This window comes from Amycolatopsis sp. NPDC004772 (genome assembly GCF_053601215.1).
Window position 1 is genome coordinate 24,282 of record NZ_JBSGBK010000006.1, and the last position, 14,729, is coordinate 39,010.

General features: G+C 70.7%; 11 protein-coding genes and 1 pseudogene. 4 read left to right on the forward strand and 8 right to left on the reverse strand.

Annotated elements, in window-relative coordinates:
- Positions 1-10: 10 nt before the first annotated feature.
- Positions 11-1,217 (reverse strand): annotated as a pseudogene (locus ACWEF6_RS05670) (IS110 family transposase).
- A gap of 258 nt (positions 1,218-1,475) precedes the next feature.
- Entirely contained in the window at positions 1,476-3,041 is a 1,566-nt protein-coding gene (locus tag ACWEF6_RS05675) for a GMC family oxidoreductase (protein ID WP_449681829.1), read from the reverse strand.
- A gap of 155 nt (positions 3,042-3,196) precedes the next feature.
- Between ACWEF6_RS05675 and purS the strand changes: the two genes are divergently transcribed.
- Positions 3,197-3,436, forward strand: a complete 240-nt coding sequence (gene purS, locus ACWEF6_RS05680) for a phosphoribosylformylglycinamidine synthase subunit PurS (protein ID WP_013230759.1) — start codon at positions 3,197-3,199, stop codon at positions 3,434-3,436.
- Positions 3,433-4,110, forward strand: coding sequence for a phosphoribosylformylglycinamidine synthase subunit PurQ (gene purQ / locus ACWEF6_RS05685; RefSeq protein ID WP_449681830.1), 678 nt, complete (start codon positions 3,433-3,435; stop codon positions 4,108-4,110). The genes purS and purQ overlap by 4 nt, the downstream gene beginning before the upstream one ends.
- Before the next feature lie 152 nt (positions 4,111-4,262).
- Here the strand turns inward: purQ and ACWEF6_RS05690 are convergent, their stop codons facing one another.
- Positions 4,263-6,005, reverse strand: coding sequence for an ABC transporter ATP-binding protein (locus ACWEF6_RS05690; RefSeq protein WP_449681831.1), 1,743 nt, complete (start codon positions 6,003-6,005; stop codon positions 4,263-4,265).
- Positions 6,002-7,636 (reverse strand): ABC transporter ATP-binding protein, encoded by a 1,635-nt coding sequence (locus ACWEF6_RS05695; RefSeq protein ID WP_449681832.1) that lies wholly within the window; start codon positions 7,634-7,636, stop codon positions 6,002-6,004. The genes ACWEF6_RS05690 and ACWEF6_RS05695 overlap by 4 nt, the downstream gene beginning before the upstream one ends.
- A gap of 213 nt (positions 7,637-7,849) precedes the next feature.
- Here ACWEF6_RS05695 and ACWEF6_RS05700 point away from each other — a divergent pair, with 213 nt between their 5' ends.
- Both ACWEF6_RS05700 and purL read left to right on the forward strand, forming a co-directional pair.
- On the forward strand, positions 7,850-8,836 hold the full coding sequence (locus ACWEF6_RS05700) for a DUF4238 domain-containing protein (RefSeq protein ID WP_449681833.1): 987 nt from the start codon (positions 7,850-7,852) through the stop codon (positions 8,834-8,836).
- Positions 8,837-9,044: 208 nt separating this feature from the next.
- Entirely contained in the window at positions 9,045-11,351 is a 2,307-nt protein-coding gene (gene purL, locus ACWEF6_RS05705) for a phosphoribosylformylglycinamidine synthase subunit PurL (RefSeq protein ID WP_396136884.1), read from the forward strand.
- Positions 11,352-11,385: 34 nt separating this feature from the next.
- Here purL and ACWEF6_RS05710 read toward each other — a convergent pair whose 3' ends face one another.
- The 4 genes from ACWEF6_RS05710 to ACWEF6_RS05725 form a co-directional block, all read right to left on the reverse strand.
- Positions 11,386-11,994, reverse strand: coding sequence for a response regulator (locus tag ACWEF6_RS05710; RefSeq protein WP_449681834.1), 609 nt, complete (start codon positions 11,992-11,994; stop codon positions 11,386-11,388).
- Positions 11,991-13,061 carry a sensor histidine kinase gene (locus tag ACWEF6_RS05715; RefSeq protein WP_449681835.1) on the reverse strand — a complete coding sequence of 357 codons (1,071 nt, stop codon included), beginning with the start codon at positions 13,059-13,061 and terminating at the stop codon, positions 11,991-11,993. The genes ACWEF6_RS05710 and ACWEF6_RS05715 overlap by 4 nt, the downstream gene beginning before the upstream one ends.
- A 26-nt stretch (positions 13,062-13,087) precedes the next feature.
- Positions 13,088-13,516 (reverse strand): hypothetical protein, encoded by a 429-nt coding sequence (locus ACWEF6_RS05720; protein WP_449678188.1) that lies wholly within the window; start codon positions 13,514-13,516, stop codon positions 13,088-13,090.
- A 143-nt stretch (positions 13,517-13,659) separates the two neighbouring features.
- Positions 13,660-14,727 carry a pentapeptide repeat-containing protein gene (locus tag ACWEF6_RS05725; protein WP_449681836.1) on the reverse strand — a complete coding sequence of 356 codons (1,068 nt, stop codon included), beginning with the start codon at positions 14,725-14,727 and terminating at the stop codon, positions 13,660-13,662.
- Between the last annotated feature and the right edge of the window lie 2 nt (positions 14,728-14,729).

Genomic DNA, 14,729 nt, shown 5'->3' on the forward strand with positions numbered 1-14,729 from the left:
TATGTGGTTGTCAAGCCGCAGCGGGGACGGGAGCGGGTTCGGGGTGGCGGTAGTGGGTGCCGTTGCGGAGCATGGCGTAGAGGACGTCGCAGCGACGGCGGGCGAGGCAGATGAGGGCGGCGTTGTGTTTCTTGCCTTCGGCGCGTTTGCGGTCGTAGTAGGCCCTGCTGGTGGGGTCGGACAGGGCGGCGAAGGCGGCGAGGAAGAACGCGCGTTTGAGCTGGCGGTTGCCGGTCCGAGCCGGATTGTTCGCCTTTGATCGATGTTCCGGAGCTGCGGGTGACCGGGGCGATGCCGGCGTAGGCGGCCAGGTGCCCGGAGGTCTTGAAGTTGGAGGCGTCGCCGACTTCGAGCAGGATGCGGGCTGCGGTCCTGACGCCGATGCCGGGCATCGGCGTCAGGACCCCGGCAAGAGGGTGCGCATCGAGTATCCCCTCGACCTGCTTGGCAACGGCTTTGCGTTGCTGCAGCACGGTTTTCAAGCTGTCAGCCAGCCTGGGCAGCACGGTGTCGGCGGCGGCGGTGCCTGGGACGGTGACGGTCTGCTCGGCCAGCGCGGTCATGATCGCCTCGACCAGCCGCTCGCCGATGCGCGGAGCGTGGACCTTCGCGATCGCGGTCAGTTTGCGGCGGCCGGCCTTGGCGATGCCGGTCGGGCCGCCGCAACGGGAGAGGATTTCCAGCACGGCCGGATGCGAGATCCGCGGACCGATAGCGTGCTCGAGAGCGGGATGGATGCCGGTGAGCAGGCCGCGGATGCGGTTGCTGATGCGGGTGGCTTCGCCGGCCAGGTCGTCGTCGAATCCGACCAGCACGTCCAGCTCGGCCATGGCTTCGTCGCCGACATCCACTGGCCGGAGTGTGTGCGGGAGGGAGCGGGCGGCGTCGGCGATGACGAACGCGTCGCGGGCGTCGGTTTTGGCGCGGCCGGGGTAGAGGTCGGCGATGCGGCGCATCGTCAGGCCGGGCAGGTAGGCGATCTGGTGCCCGGCTGCGCGGGCGACCGCGACGGGCAACGCCCCGATCGTGGCGGGCTGGTCGACCACGACCAGCAGTGGTCCGTGGGCGGCGAGCTTGTCGAACACGGCTCGCAGTTTGGGTTCGGTGTTGGGCAGCGGAGCGTCATGCAGCCGTTTGCCGTCCGGGTCGAGCCCGACCGCGTGGTGGGCGTCTTTGCCGACGTCCAGGCCGAGGAACACGCTGTAAGTGCTGCTCATCCACCCTGCCGTTCGTTCGCCGCGAGTGGTCACCGGATCGGGCATCGATGGCCGGCACCCGCGTTACGACGAGACCTACCTGGCGGTGGCCGTGTCCCTATTCAGCGGTCCCTCGATGCCACCAGAACCGGTGACACCACCCCCCGGATCATGCGTGCGACTGGGGGCCTGAGTCATGCCGGGCCTGGCGACGACAGCTCCTTGATCAGGAACTACGAAAACGGTAACGGGGGCCGAGGGCCGCACACGCTGAATCGCTCACCCCCGGATCAGGTCCGCCGCCTTCTCCGCCACCATGATCGTCGGCGCATTCGTGTTCCCCCGCGGCACCACCGGCATCACGGACGCGTCCACCACCCGCAGCCCCTCCACCCCCTGAACCCGCAACTCCGGGTCGACCACCGACCCGATCGAGCAAGTCCCGACCGGGTGATAAAGCGTCTGCGTGTTCTCCCGGATGTGCTCGGCCAGCTCGGAATCGCTCAAATCGTGCCGCACCGGCAGGAACGGCTTGTCCAGGAACCGCCGCAGCGGCCCCACCTGGCCGATCTCGATCAACGACCGCAGCCCCGCGATCATCGTCTCCATATCGCGCGGATCAGCGTAATAGGCCGGATCGATTTCCGGCTTCCACAACGGGTTCGCCGACTTCAACCGCAGCCGTCCCCGGCTCGCGACGTCCACCAAGGTCGCCGCCGAGGTGAACCCCGACACCGTCGGCTCGCGCATCCCGTTGTCGTAGAACAACGTCGGCGCCACGTGGATCTGCATGTCCGGTGCCGGCAAGCCGTCCGTGGTCGGGTAGAACGCGCCCGCTTCACCGATGTTCGACGTCAGCGGGCCGCGCCGCGTCAGCTGGTACCGGGCCAGACCGAAAACCGTGGCCGCCTCGACCAGATCGGTGGTGTCGCGAGTGGACCAGATGATTCCGCACGCCGGGTGGTCGTGCAGGTTTTCGCCGACACCCGGCAGCGCGGCGACGACGTCGATGCCGTGCTCGCGCAGGTGCTCGGCCGGCCCCACGCCCGACACCATGAGTAGCTGCGGCGAATTGATCGCACCACCCGAAAGAATGACCTCAGCCGAAGCGCGCGCGGTCTGCTCCACGCCGTTGTCCAAATAGGACACACCGACCGCGCGAGTGCCCTCGAAGACGACACGGGTGGCCGGCGCGCACGTCTTCACCGTCAGGTTCGGCCGCGAAAGCGCCGGGCGCAGGTAGGCGTCGGCCGTGGACCAGCGGCGGCCCTTCTTGCACGTCACCTGGTAGACGCCGGCGCCTTCCTGGCTTTCGCCGTTGAAGTCGTCGGTGCGCTTGAGGCCCCACGCGACGGCCGAGTCGACCCAGGCGTTCGACAGCTCGTGGGTGAACCGGCGGTCTTCGACGTGCAGCGGGCCGTCCGTTCCGTGCAGCGGCCCGCCGAGCCGCTGGTTGCCCTCCGCGCGCTTGAAGTACGGCAGGACGTCGTCCCAGCCCCACCCCGAAGCGCCGTGGGAATCGCGCCAGCCGTCGTAGTCGGCGCGGTTGCCGCGGATGTAGATCATCGCGTTGATCGACGAGCAGCCGCCGAGCATCTTGCCGCGCGGCCAGTACGCCGACTTGCCCGTGTGCTTCTGCTCGACGGTCTCGTAGTTCCAGTCCCACTTGGTCTTGAACAGCGACGGGAACGCGGCCGGGATGTGAATTTCGTCCGCCGTGTCCTCCGCGCCCGCTTCGAGCAGCAGGACCTGGGCGGACGGGTCCTCGGTCAGGCGGTTGGCGAGGACGCACCCCGCGCTGCCGGCACCGACGATGACGTAGTCGTAGGACTCCTGGACGGCCACGGTGCCTCCTGTTGGCGAGATGTCAACGACTCATCATGGCGCAGCGCCGCGCCGTCGGCCAGTCTAGGTTTCCCGACGGGCCCCGCAGGGTGGGCGAGCGGGTGAACTATGCTGACGAGGTACCCACGACCTGCAGAAATAAGGAGCAGCCTGCCGTGGCCCGAGTCGTCGTCGACGTCATGCCGAAGCCCGAAATCCTCGACCCGCAGGGACAGGCCGCGCTCGGCGCCGCCGGCCGCCTGGGGTTCACCGGGATCACCGAGATCCGCCAGGGCAAGCACTTCGAGATCGAGGTCGACGACACGGTCGACGACGCGACGCTGGAGAAGATCGCCGAAGGCTTCCTCGCGAACCCGGTCATCGAGCAGTGGACGATCACGCGGGTGGACGCGTGAGCGCGCGCATCGGCGTCATCACCTTCCCGGGCACGCTGGACGACGGCGACGCGGCCCGCGCGGTCCGCTACGCCGGCGGCGAGGCGGTGCCGCTGTGGCACGCCGACGAGGACCTGCGTGACGTCGACGCCGTCGTCGTCCCGGGCGGCTTCTCCTACGGCGACTACCTGCGCGCGGGCGTGATCGCCCGGTTCGCGCCGGTCATGACGCCGGTGATCGAGGCGGCGCGCGCGGGCATGCCGGTGCTCGGCATCTGCAACGGGTTCCAAATCCTCTGCGAGGCCGGCCTGCTGCCCGGCGCGATGATCCGCAACCAGGGCCTGCACTTCATCTGCCGCGACCAGTGGCTGCGGGTGGAGAACACGTCCACGGCGTGGACCACGCGCTACGACGAAGGCGCCGAGATCCTCATCCCGATGAAGAACATCGACGGGTGCTACGTGGCCGAGCAGTCCACTTTGGACGAGCTGGAGGGCGAGGGCCGCGTGGTGTTCCGGTACGTCGGCGGCAACCCGAACGGGTCGCGCAACGACATCGCCGGGATCCGCAGCGCGAACGGCCGGGTTGTCGGGCTGATGCCGCACCCGGAGCACGCGATCGATGCGCTGACCGGGCCGTCGGATGATGGGCTCGGGATGTTCTTCAGTGCGGTGGACGCGCTGGTGAAGGCCTGAGGTCAGGTTCGGCCTGAGTGGTTCCCCGCTCCCCGGTGCTGACTGCGGCCGGGACGAGGGGCGGGGAGGTGTAGGGCGGGTCTGTGCGGCTTGGCGAGCGCTCCCCAGGTGGAAAGATTTCCTACCTGGGGAGCGCCCCTCCGTTGCTCGGGCTAACTCGCCGCCGCCACCAGGCGGGCGTACGAGCCGCCCGCTGAGAGCAGTTCCTCGTGGGGGCCCAGCTCTGTGATCCGGCCGCCCTCGACCACTGCGACGCGGTCGGCCGCCGCGGCCGTGTGCAGGCGGTGGGCGATTGCGATCACCGTCCGGCCCGCCAGCACGCTGTTCAGCGACCTCTCCAGGTCGCGGGCCGAGCCCGTGTCCAGCAGCGATGTCGCCTCGTCGAGCACCAGCGTGTGCGGGTCCGCCAGCACCACGCGGGCCAGCGCCAGCTGCTGCGCGATCGCCGCCGGCACCGGGTGCTCGCCCGGGCCCAGCTTCGTGTCCAGCCCGGACGGCAGCGTCGCCACCCAGTCCGACGCTCCCGCCGACGCCAGCGCCGCCGTCAGCTCCTCGTCCGTCCAGTCGCCACCCGCGCGGCGGGCCGGCAGGGCCAGGTTCTGCCGCAGGGTCCCGGAGAACACGTGGTGCTCCTGGGTCAGCAGTAGCACCTCGCCGCGCAGCACGTCGTCGGCCAGCGCCGAGACGTCCTGGCCGCCGATGCGCACCGAGCCCGCCGACGGCGCCGCGATGCCGGCCAGCAGCCGGCCGAGCGTCGACTTGCCCGCGCCCGACGGCCCGACGATCGCCAGCCGCTCGCCGCGCGGGACCCGCAGGTCGATGCCGTGCAGCACCTCGCGGTCGGCGGTGTAGCTGAACCGCACGTCGCGGACGTCGATGTCGCGCCCGCACGGCACCTCGTCCACGCCCGCGGACTCGACGGCCACCGACCGGACGCCGAGGATCCGGCGCGCCGCGGCCGCCGCGACCTGCAGGTCCTCCAGCCAGAACAGGGCCTCGTTCAGCGGCGCCGCCATGCCCTGCACGTATAGCAGCATCGTGGTGATCTCGCCGAGCCCGGCCCAGCCCTGCGCGTACGCGAGCAGGCCGAGCAGCAGCATCACCGCCAGCGGCAGCACGTAGCTGATCTCCAGCGACGGCAGCCACCGCAGCTGCAGCGCACGCATCCGGCGCTCGCCGTAGATGCTCTGGTCCAGCGCGTCGTGCGCGGCGCCGATCCGCCGCTCGGTCAGCCCGAGCGCTTCGGTCGTGCGCGCGCCTTCGGCGGTCTCGTGGACGCTGGTGGTCAGGTCGGCCCACCGGTCGAGCATCCACTGCATGACCGACGGGATCCGCCGCTGGTACCAGACGTTCACCGGCACCAGCAGCGGCAGCGCGACCAGCAGGCCCAGCGACAGCAACGGCGACGTCACGACCATCGCGACGATGGTGAACACCACGGTCACCGCCGCGACCAGGATCTCCGGCGCCGCGAACCGCGCCGCGTGGTCGATCCGGCCGAGGTCGGTGGTGGCCCGGCTGAGCAGGTCGCCGGTGCCGGCCGCCTCGACGGTGCCGAGCGGCAGCTGCAACGCCGTCCCGACGAACTCCTCGCGCGTTTCGGCCAGCACCAGCTCGCCGAACACCGCGCCGCGCATGCGGGCGATCTTCCGCGCCACCGCCTGCAGCAGCAGGATGCCGACGAACGCCACCGCCAGCACGTCGACGTGCCCGGTCGTGGTGCCGGCCGCGACGTCGTCGACCAGCGAGCCGAGCAGCTGCGGCCCGGCCAGGCCGATGAGCGTGGCCACGGCGAGCGAGCCCAGCAGCAGGCCGAATTCGCGTTTGTGGAGCATCGCCGTGTGCACGGCCCAGCGGCGGACGTCGCGCCGGGCCGCCGTGGGAAGCCGCTTCACACCGTCACCCCCTTCGCGGTGAAGACTTCGTCTGCCACATGTGTCCACAAAGGACTTTGACTGAACACCACCGTCGTCCGGCCGCGCCGCAGCTCGGCGACGCGCTCGGTGATGCGAGCCTCCGTGTGCGCGTCCACCGCCGACGTCGGCTCGTCGAGCACCAGGACGTCGGCGTCGGTGGCCAGCGCGCGGGCCAGGTTCAGCCGCTGCCGCTGGCCGCCGGACACCTCGCGGCCGCGCTCGCCGATCACCTCGTCGACGCCGTCGGGCAGCGCCTCGACGATGTCCTCGGCATCGGCCGCGTACAGCGCTTCGGTGACGCTGACGCCGCCCGATCGCGCCGGCGCCAGCTGCTCGCGCAGCACGCCCGAGAACCAGATGTCCTGGTTGTGCGCGTAGACGATCCGGCGGCGCAGCTCCGCGAGCGCGACGTGGTCCGCCCGGACCCCGCCGACCAGCACCTCTTCACCCTCGGCCGGATCGGCGAACCGGGCCAGCCTGTCGGCCACCGCCTCGCCGCCGGCCCCGAAGTCGACGACCGTCAGGCGGCCGGGCGCGACCCGGACCCCGGACTCGGTGTCCACCAGCTCCAGCGGGCCGCCGGGCAGCGGCACCGGCGTTTGCGGGTCCGCCAGCTTCGGGCGGATCGCCAGCAGTGCCACCACCTTCCGCGACGCGACCAGGCCCGAGGTGATCGAGCCGACGGCCTCCGTCGCGGCGTTGACCGGCCAGATCAGGAAGGCCGAGACGCCGTAGAACGCGACCAGCTGCCCGACGTCGATCGAGCCGGCCACGGCCAGCCGCGCGCCGAGCCAGGTGATCACCACGGTGACCAGGCCGGGCAGCGCGATCTCGGCTGCGGCCAGCCACGCCTCGGCCTTCCCGACCTCGACGCCGGCCCGCCGCACCCGCTGGCTCGTCTCGCGGAAGCGGGCGAAGAACCGCCGCTCGCCTCCGATGCCGCGCAGGATCCGCAGGCCGGACACGATGTCCGCGCCGAGCGCGTTGACGTCCCCGCGCTGCTCGCGCTGCTTCGCCTTGCGCTTCTGCAACGGGGCGAGCAGCGGCCCGATGCCGAGCACGGCAACGGGCACCCCGACCAGCGCGACCACGCCGAGCAGCGGCGACGTCGAGATCAGCCACACCGCGACCACGACGAAGGCCAGCAGCGAGCCGAACGCGCGGCCGGTCATCTCGACGGTGTTGCCGATGTGGTTGATGTCCGTGGTGGAGACGGCGACGAGGTTGCCGGTGGTGGTCTGCTCGCGCAGCCCGGCGCCGACGCGCGTGGTGTGCGCCGAGACGAGCCGCTGGGTCGAGCCGGCGCCGTGCAGCCACAGGCCGTAGTTGAGGAAGTGCATCCAGGTCCCGAAGATCGTCTGCACGACCCCGAGCGCGGCGGCGGCCAGCGCCCACCGCGCGACGGCGGCGCCGTCGTGCGCACCGATGGCCCCGATGCCCTGGCCGACGACCAGCGGCAGCAGCGCACCGGGAAGCGCCCAGACAACCCCGATCGCGGCGGCCCCCACCACCGTCCCGAGCCGAGCCCGGAAGACGGCGAGCAGGAACCGGCTCGCGGTCGGCCGCACGGGCAGCCGCAGCGGCGGAAGGGGATACGTGGCGGAAAGCACGATTTCCGACGGTAAGCCGAGGCCCGGGCAAAGGCGACCGATTTTCGGGCCACCGCGCCCGCCACCGGGCTCCGCCGCGGGCCTTGCCGCTTGGGGGACCCCGTTGGGCACGCCCTCGCCCGGGCCTTCGGTGAGTCCGGTTCCAACGGTACTCGCGGCCACCGACGATTCCGGCTGGCGCGACGGGTGCACCTGGCCGAGTACCATCGTTCAATGGCCACGTGGAGGTTCCCGAAGCCGTCAGCCGACTACGACACCATGATCGCGGCGCTGGAAGCGGAAACCGACGCGCCCGTTGAAGATCAGCATGTCGTGTCTCGGGTGGTGCTCAAAGGGTTCGCCGCTCCCGGTAGGGGCGGTGTCGGATGGCAGCTGACCCCTTTCTACCTCCTGAACATGAGGGAGCTCAAAAGTCTGGGCACTCGAGGGTGCGGCAAAATCGCGAATTTTCTTCCGTTTGCCTCGGCGTCGGCAGAACGACTTTGGAAAACCGTCGAAGATGACCTGGGTTCGGCAATAGAGGCCGCGCGCGATGGAACGCTGACGTCGACCAGTCATCACGCGCAGGTCATCAAGGATGGAATAGCCCTTCATCTGGTCCGCAACCCACTCTATCTCAGAATTCACCAGAATAGTGCTCGGGAGGCGGCAAGCGCGGTCTATCAGGGAGCGCCGTTCTGGCACGAGGATATCTTGCAGAAAGAGTTCTACCGAAGGCATGGTATCCATGCTGCGGGTCCCGAGGGGTTGCGAACTCTCTTGAAGGAGTCGCTGGACGCTTGGGACGAGCTCCAGGGCAGTGGAAAGCTGGCCAGAGCCTCAATGGAGGCGATGTTCGAACGTATCCGTACTGGCCTGCGTGAGCTCGACCTTGAGATACTGCATGCGCCGAGCGGGCATGAACTCATCATCTCGGACTCGCCCGCTTTTTCTTTCCGCTTCGAGGACTCTGCGACAATCAGCACGGGTGGCGCGCTGGGAGACGCGCACGGCGTCGCAATGCCAATTGCCGGTGACTGTGTTGCCGTTATTGGTCCCGCGCACAAGGCTCACCTTATGTCTAGCGACGAGGTGAAGTTATTCAACCGCCTACAGATTGAGCGAGCAGTCAGGTTCGTTTGGTTCCGGCCGGGAAGCGGCCTTGGCACTTTTGTTTCAGAAGCTGCCAGGGGTATCCGCCCGCCACGATTTTCCGCTTAGTTCGCGGGGTTCGTTTTCACGCGGAGTCGATGCAAGCCGTGGCAGCGAGACGTGGTGTCGGTGGATCGAGTGTCCCCAGGGACGGGCCCCCGGCGCCCGAGGCGCCTCCACTGCCTCCGGTGTCGCCCCGGTCACACCCGCCGGAGGGTGGGCGGGTTGGGCGGCCCACCGTCCGGGGTGGCCGGGAGCGACCCGTATCCTGACGGCCGTGGCGAACCCTGACACGGACACCGTGACCAGCACCGTTGACACCACCGAGCGCGCCGGGGCGACTCCGGAGCACACCCAGCCCTACCGCGAACTGGGCCTCGCCGATGACGAGTACGCCCGGATCCGGGAGATCCTCGGCCGCCGGCCCACCGATGCGGAGCTGGCGATGTACTCGGTCATGTGGAGCGAGCACTGCTCCTACAAGTCCTCCAAGAAGCACCTCCGCTACTTCGGGGAGACCGCCACCGACGAGATGAAGGCCAAGATGCTGGCCGGCATCGGCGAAAACGCCGGCGTCGTCGACATCGGCGAAGGCTGGGCCGTCACCTTCAAGGTGGAGAGCCACAACCACCCGTCCTATGTGGAGCCGTACCAGGGCGCCGCGACCGGCGTCGGCGGCATCGTGCGGGACATCATGGCCATGGGCGCGCGGCCCCTCGCGGTCGCCGACGCGCTGCGCTTCGGCCCAGCCGACGCCCCGGACACCAAGCGCGTGCTGCCCGGCGTGGTCGCCGGCGTCGGCGGCTACGGCAACTGCCTCGGCCTGCCGAACATCGGCGGCGAGCTGGTCTTCGACCCGTCCTACTCGGGCAACCCGCTGGTGAACGCCCTCTGCGTCGGCGCGATGCGCGTCGAGGACCTGCACCTCGCCTTCGCGTCCGGCACCGGCAACAAGATCATCCTGTTCGGCGCGCGCACCGGCCTCGACGGCATCGGCGGCGTTTCCGTCCTGGCGAGTGACACCTTTTCGGGTGACGAGTCGGCGTCGGGCCGCAAGAAGCTGCCGAGCGTCCAGGTCGGTGACCCGTTCACCGAGAAGGTGCTCATCGAGTGCTGCCTCGAGCTGTTCGCCCAGAAGCTCGTCGTCGGCATCCAGGACCTCGGCGGCGCCGGGCTGTCCTGCGCGACGTCGGAGCTCGCCGCGGCCGGCGACGGCGGCATGCACATCTACCTCGACCGCGTTCCGTTGCGCGCCAAGGGGATGACGCCCGCCGAGGTGCTCTCCAGCGAGTCGCAGGAGCGCATGTGCGCGGTCGTCTCGCCGGAGAACGTCGAGGCGTTCATGGCGGTCTGCCGCAAGTGGGACGTCATCGCCACCGACATCGGCGAGGTCACCGACGGCGAACACCTCGTCATCACCTGGCACGACGAGGTCGTCGTCGACGTCCCCGCGCACACGGTGGCGCACCAGGGCCCGGTGTACGACCGGCCGATCGAGCGACCGTCCACTCAGGACGCCCTGATCGCGGACACCTCCGCGAAGCTGCCGCGTCCGTCCACTCCGGACGAACTGCGCGCGGACGTCCTCAAGCTCATCTCCGCGCCGAACCAGGCGTCGAAGGAATGGGTGACGTCGCAGTACGACCGGTACGTGCGCGGCAACAGCGTCCTGGCCCAGCCGTCGGACTCCGGCATGATCCGGATCGACGAGTCGACCGGCCGCGGTGTCTCGGTGGCGACCGACTGCAACAGCAAGTTCGTCTACCTCGACCCGTACCGCGGCGCGCAGCTGGCGCTGGCGGAGGCGTACCGCAACGTCGCCACCGGCGGCGCGACGCCGGTCGCGGTGTCGGACTGCCTGAACTTCGGTGCCCCCACCGACCCGGGCGTGATGTGGCAGTTCGAGCAGGCCGTGCACGGTCTCGCGGACGGCTGCGTCGAGCTCGGCATCCCGGTCACCGGCGGCAACGTCAGCTTCTTCAACCAGACCGGGTCGACGGCGATCCTGCCGACGCCGGTGATCGGCGTCCTCGGCGTGATCGACGACGTCACCCGCCGCATCCCGACCGGCATCGGCGCGGAGGCGGGCGAAACCCTGCTGCTGCTGGGCGAAACGCACGACGAGCTGGACGGCTCGGCGTGGGCCCGCGAGCTGCACGGCCACCTCGGCGGTGTCCCGCCGAAGGTCGACCTGGCCCGCGAGAAGCTGCTGGGCGAGATCCTGGTCGCGGGCTCCCGCGACGGCATGATCTCGGCGGCGCACGACCTCTCGGACGGCGGTCTGATCCAGACACTGGTCGAGACCGTCCTCATCGGACAGTGCGGCGCCCGGGTGTTCCTCGACGACGGCCAGGACCCGTTCGTGCAGCTGTTCTCCGAGTCGGCGGGCCGCGTGCTGGTGGCGGTCCCGCGCACGGAGGAGCTCCGCTTCACCGAGATGTGCACCGCGCGCGGCCTCCCGTGGCGCAAGACGGGTGTGGTCGACCCCGAGTCGGGCACGCTGGAGCTGCAGGGCATCACGGAGTTCACGCTCGACGAGCTGCGTGAGGCCTGGGAGCGCACGCTCCCGGCCCTGTTCGACTGACGCCGGGCCCCGGCCCGGTCACGCCGGGCCGGGGCTACAGCCAGCCGCGCTCGTCGGCCACCCGCAGCGCCTCCATCCGGTTGCGGGTACCGGTTTTCGTCGTGGCCCCGGACAGGTAGTTCCGCACGGTGCCCTCGGCGAGGTAGAGCCGGGCCGCGATCTCGGCCACGGTCGCGCCGGAGCGGGCTGCGATCAATACGTCGCGTTCGCGGGCGGTGAGCGGCGATTCGCCCGCCGCCAGCGTGGCCGCGGCCAGCGCCGGGTCCACCACCCGCTCGCCCGCCACCACCCGCCGGACGGCGTCGGCGAGCGTGTCGGCCGGGACGTCCTTCACGACGAACCCGACGGCGCCCGCCTCCATGGCCCGGCGCAGGTAGCCGGTGCGGCCGAAAGTGGTCAGGATGACCACGCGGCACCCGGGCACCTGCGCGGTGAGCACGGCGGCCGCCGCGAGACCGTCCAGCCCGGGCATGTCGATGTCCAGCAGCGCCACGTCCGGGCGGTGCTCCAGCGCCGCGGCCGTCACCTCGTCGCCGCGGCCGACCGAGGCCACCACCTCGAAGTCCGGTTCCAGGTCGAGCAGCGCGCGCAGGGCCTGCCGGATCAGCTCCTGGTCGTCGGCGAGCAGCAACCGGATCGTCATGCCTCCACCCGCAGGGACCAGCCGTGCGGCTGCGCCGGCCCGGCGGTCAGCACGCCACCGGCTGCGGCGACCCGGGCGCGCAGGCCGTCCAGCCCGGAGCCGGAGCCGGCCGGGCCGCCGGTCCCGTCGTCGCGCACCTCCACCGAGGACGCGGTCAGCTCGACCGTGCACCGGCCCGCCCGTGCGTGTCGCACCACGTTCGTCAACCCTTCCCGGACGACCCAGCCGAACAATTCCTGCCGCTCCTGCGGCACGTCGTCGTGCGCGGTGGGCAGGTCGGCGACCACCCCCGCCGCCCGCAGCAGCTCCCGGCCCCGGGCGAGTTCACCCGCGAGTGTGACGTCGCGGTACCCGGACACCGCCGCTCGCACGTCGGCCAGCGCCTGCCGGGACAGCTGCTCCACCGATTCCATCTCGGCCAGGGCCGCGGGCGGGGCGCCGACGGCCAGCCGCCGGGCCAGGGTGCTCTTCACGGTGATGGCGGTGAGCGAGTGGCCGAGCAGGTCGTGCAGGTCGCGGGCGATCCGGTTGCGCTCGGCCTCGGACGCCAGCCGGGCCACCTCGGCCCGGGCCTCGCGCAGCTGCTGGTTCGCCGTGGCGGTGCGGCTGAAGGCGTGGACCAGCAGCGTGGTGAACACGACGGCCACCGCGTAGTACCAGCTCGGCCCGGTGTTCCAGCCGGGCACGACCAGCGGCACCACCACGCACGCCGCGGCCCCCAGGACCACCAGCGCCGACGCCTTCCGGACGTCGACGCGCGTCGCGGCCGACGGCACGATCACCGCGACGAGGATCAGCGTGTATTCGTGGGCCAGCGGCGCGACCAGCACGGCCAGCACCGTCATCGCCGCCAGCAGCCACCAGTAGACCCGCCACGCCGAGCGCATCGCGGCGACCACGATGGCCAGGTAGCAGGCGGAGATGCCGGCCAGCAGCAGGTAGCCGGCGACCAGGCCGCCGCCGCGCGTGTACTGGGTGAGGCCCGCGGCCGCCAGGAAGGGGTAGCAGAGCATGCCCAGCGAGAGCAGCAGCCGGCGCCGCTCGTCCAGGCCCCGCAGGTCGTCCACGCCGGTGACGGTACCGCCGCCGGTGTTCACTCGGCGGCGAACGTGGCGCGCACGGCCCGGGCGACAGTGAGCAGGGCGACGATGATCAGCAGCGCGAGGCACACCCCGTTGGCGATCTTGAACCAGACGGGGAAGGAGCCGGGGATGGCCTCGATCACCAGGATGGCCACCACCTGGGCCACGGTGATGATCCGCACCCGGCGGTAGTTGCCGCGGGAGCCCTTGGCCATGGAAACGCCGAGCGCGAAGGTGATCGGCGCGGCGACGGCGAGGATCGAGCCTCGCACCCAAACGGCGTCGGTGACGACGTCGGGGTCGCCGCTGAACACCACGATCGCCAGGAAGGTCAGGAGGCTCACGGCCGCGTAGCCGCCGAGCAGCACCTTGGCGATGTGCAGCTTCTCGCGGGCGTCGGAGTCGGTCACGGTCACGGTCGGGCTGGTCTGCTTCGTCATGCTCGAAATGCTGGTCGATCGACGTTTCCGCTGGTAGCGACGTTGTCCACAGGCTCGTCGTGACATCTGTCAGAAGCCGGACATCCGGCCCGCGCACCCGAAAACTGTCGGCCCCCTCCGCTAGCGTGGAAACCGGGGGCTGCTCAGCCCACCTTGGCGACGATCCGCGCATCCCCGTCGCGCAGTTCCTCCTGCGTCCACGCGTCGGGCAGCTGCACGTCCTTCTCGGCTCGCACCAGCGTGTTGTACAGCGAAACCGCATCAGGCAGCGAAGCGAACCGCAGGTCGGTCTGCCCGTCGAACGAGGTCCGCCGCAGGTCCAGCGAGTCCGAAACGACGACCCCGGAGAACCCCGCGTCCTTCGCGAACTTCGCGTCCTTGAAGTTCGCCGGGCCGGCGAAGGTCGTGCCGGTGAAGTCCACGTCCTCGGCGAACTCCGTCCCGCTGAACCACGCGTGGCGTTCGAAAACCGCGCCACGGCAACGGAAGTAGCCCACCTGGCGACCGGTCACGGTGCCCGCGGCGGTGAGGTAGACCCGCCCCTTGAAGCGGCAGCCACTGAAGTTCGTGCTGTTGTGCAGCGACGCGTACCGCAGCAGCAGCCCACCGATCAGCTTGCCCGACAGGTCCAGGTACTCCAGCCGGGCACCGGTCAGGTCGAGGTCGTACGCCGGGGCGTCGTCGTCGCGTGCCGGGAGCAGGTCGGAGACCAGCCGCTGGGCCGTGAGCCGGACCGTCAGCTCGCGCTCTTGCTCCGGATCGGCTGGGTCGGAACGGGTGTAGGTGAACGGCCGCCGCAGGTACGAGCACAGCACGTCCAGCACCGTCTGCGTGTAGCCCGGCCGGCTCCGCGCCAGCCCCGCCAGCGCGTGGAGCGCCCCCACCCGCACCTGGTCGGCCGCGTGCCCGAGCAGCTCGACCGCCTTCGCGAACCGCTCGTCCGCGACGCGCTCGCGGTCTTGCTCCGCCCGCTGCGCCTCGAGTTCGTGCCGCTGCCGCTCGATGTCCTGCCGCCGCTCCTCGACCCGGCGGCGGCGGTCGTTGAGCCACAGCGCGTACAGCGCCACGATCGCGCCGCCCGCCAGGCCGCCCGTCTTCAGCGCGTCACTGCGGCTGGTGGCGGGGTCGGTCAGCAGCCAGCCGCCGACCCCGAGCAGCAGCGCCACCGACGCGAGGAACGTCCACGCCAGCGGCGATCGCCACAGCTTCACGC